Source organism: Corallococcus sp. CA041A, from assembly GCF_003612075.1.
Lineage (GTDB): Bacteria > Myxococcota > Myxococcia > Myxococcales > Myxococcaceae > Corallococcus > Corallococcus exiguus.
On record NZ_RAWF01000499.1, the window covers coordinates 1 to 2,345 of the forward strand.

Below are 2,345 nucleotides of genomic sequence, written 5' to 3' on the forward strand. Positions count from 1 at the left end.
CCACCGGGGCGGTGCTGGGGACCGCGGGGGCGGGAGCCTGCGCGGACAACAGGGCCGCGGAGGCGAGGAGGGCGAGATGCTGGAGGGACACTTTCATTCGCGGGGGCCTCGGGGACCCTGGGAGATGCGCTCGGGCACGCCCGAGGACAACTGGGGGTGGTTGGAAAATTTCCAGCCCCTGACAGAGGTTAGACTGTCCGCCTGCACATGGATATCCGCACCCAGAGCGCACTGCTTGCTTCCATCATCGGTCTGGCGCTGGGCGTGTCCATGTTGTTGCGCCCCGGACGACCCCGGGTCCTCACGCTCTACTCCGTCTTCACCCTGACGGTCGCTGGGTACTACCTCAGCCTCTTCTTCCACAGCATCTTTCCCTCGCAGGACTACCCCTGGGTGTCCCGCATCGCCCTCGGGGCGACGGTGCTCGCCGTCTCCCTGGTGCCCGGGGCGGCGGTCGCCTTCTTCCTCGAGTTCCTGGGGGTCAGCAAGGGAGCCCACCAGGTCGGCCGGCGGCTCGCCCTCCTGTCCGGCGTGCTGGGCTTGACCGTCGCCGTTACACCCCTGGCGGACAATGGGTGGGCCCGGCTGGCGCTGGGCGCCTGGGTGCTGGGCACGCTGTTCACTTCCGTGTCCTTGCTGGTGCACCGGGTGCGCACGACGGAGTCGCGCATCGAGCAGTTCCGGCTGGCGTACCTGGCCATTGGCGCGGGCGCGGCGGTGCTGTTCAACGGGCTGGACTTCCTGTCGCGCAACGACATCCCGTTCCCCACGCTGGGCCCGGTCTTCGCGACGCTCTACCTGTTCTTCCTCGCGCAGACGCTGTTGCGGCTGCGGCTGATGGACCTGCACGAGCTCTTGGGGAAGATCGCCTCGCAGACGGTGCTGGCGGTCATCCTGGCGTCGGTGTTCACGGTGCTGACGGCGTGGGTGGACGAGAACACGTCGCTCTTCGTCTTCAACACGGTGGTGGCCGCGTTCGTCATCCTCATCCTGTTGGATCCGCTGCGCACCAAGGTGGAGGAGATGGTGGTGCGCATCTTCTTCCGCGAGCGCTTCGCGCTGCTCGGCACGCTGGGCACCCTGCGCGTGCGCATGGCGTCCGTCATTGAAATCTCCGAACTGGCGAACGTGGTGCTGGACGCGCTGCACGAGACGGGGCGCGTGACGCACGCGTCCGTGTACCTGATGGCGGAGGACCGGCCGGGCTACCGGCTCCTGGACTCCCGAGGCCCGCTGCCGGTGGCGCTCTTGGACACGGCGGCCGCGCGCGGCGTGCTCTTCGCGGTGGCCAGCGGGCAGAAGGCGGTGCTGCTGGAGAACATCGAGCGGCGCATCTCCGTGATGCGGGTGCAGGCGGTGGAGGGCAAGCGCTTCCGCGACGAGCTGAAGCGGCTCAACGACACCCGCGCCGCGCTGCTCCAGATGAAGGCCGGCATCAGCGTGCCGCTGATGGGCAATGACCGCGTCATCGGCTTCCTGAACCTGTGGGACGAACGGGTGCCAGAGGCGTACGCGTCGGATGAAATCGCGCTCATCCTGGAGGTCTCCGAGCGGATGGCGACGGTGCTGGAGAACTCCAAGCTGTACGAGAAGATCCGAGAGCGCGACCGCCTGGCGGCGCTGGGTGAGATGGCGGCGGGCCTGGCGCATGAAATCCGCAACCCGCTGGGCGCCATCAAGGGCGCGGCGCAGTGCCTGGACCCGCGGAAGCTGCCGGGCGAGGACGGCGAGTTCCTGGACGTCATCGTGGAGGAGGTCAACCGCCTCAACGGCGTGGTGACGGCGTTCCTGGATTACTCGCGCCCGCTGAAGCAGAACTTCGGCCCCACCGACCTCAACGAGGTGGTGACGCGCACGATGCGGCTCATCCAGAACGACATGCCGCCCACGGCGGAGCTGGCGGTGGAGCTGGACCTGCGGCTGCCGCGCGCGGAAGGCGACGCGGAGCAGCTCAAGCAGGTGCTGATCAACCTGGTGCAGAACGCGGTGCAGGCGCTGGGGCCGCAGCCGGGCCGCATCACGGTGCGCACGGAGAAGCCGGAGCGCTTCGGCGACTTGCGCAGCGCGGGCGGCGAGTTCGTGGAGGTGCGCGTCTCCGACACCGGCCCGGGCATCCCGGCGGATCAACAGCCGCACATCTTCGTGCCCTTCTTCACGACGAAGCAGAAGGGCACGGGCCTGGGGCTCGCCATCTGCCAGCGCATCGTGAAGAACCACGGCGGCAGCATCAGCGTGCAGAGCAAGGTGGGCGAAGGCACCACGTTCATCATCCGCCTGCCGGCCCTGCCCTCCGAGCAGGTGGAGGGCGCGCTGCCGGATGGCACCCCCGCGCCGCCCACGCGTCC

The 2,345-nt window shown here is 68.8% G+C and carries 1 protein-coding gene; it reads left to right on the forward strand.

Annotated features, from left to right (window positions below):
* Positions 1–207: 207 nt before the first annotated feature.
* A partial coding sequence (locus tag D7V77_RS41615; RefSeq protein WP_120581682.1) for an ATP-binding protein occupies positions 208–2,345 on the forward strand: 2,138 nt, incomplete at its 3' end.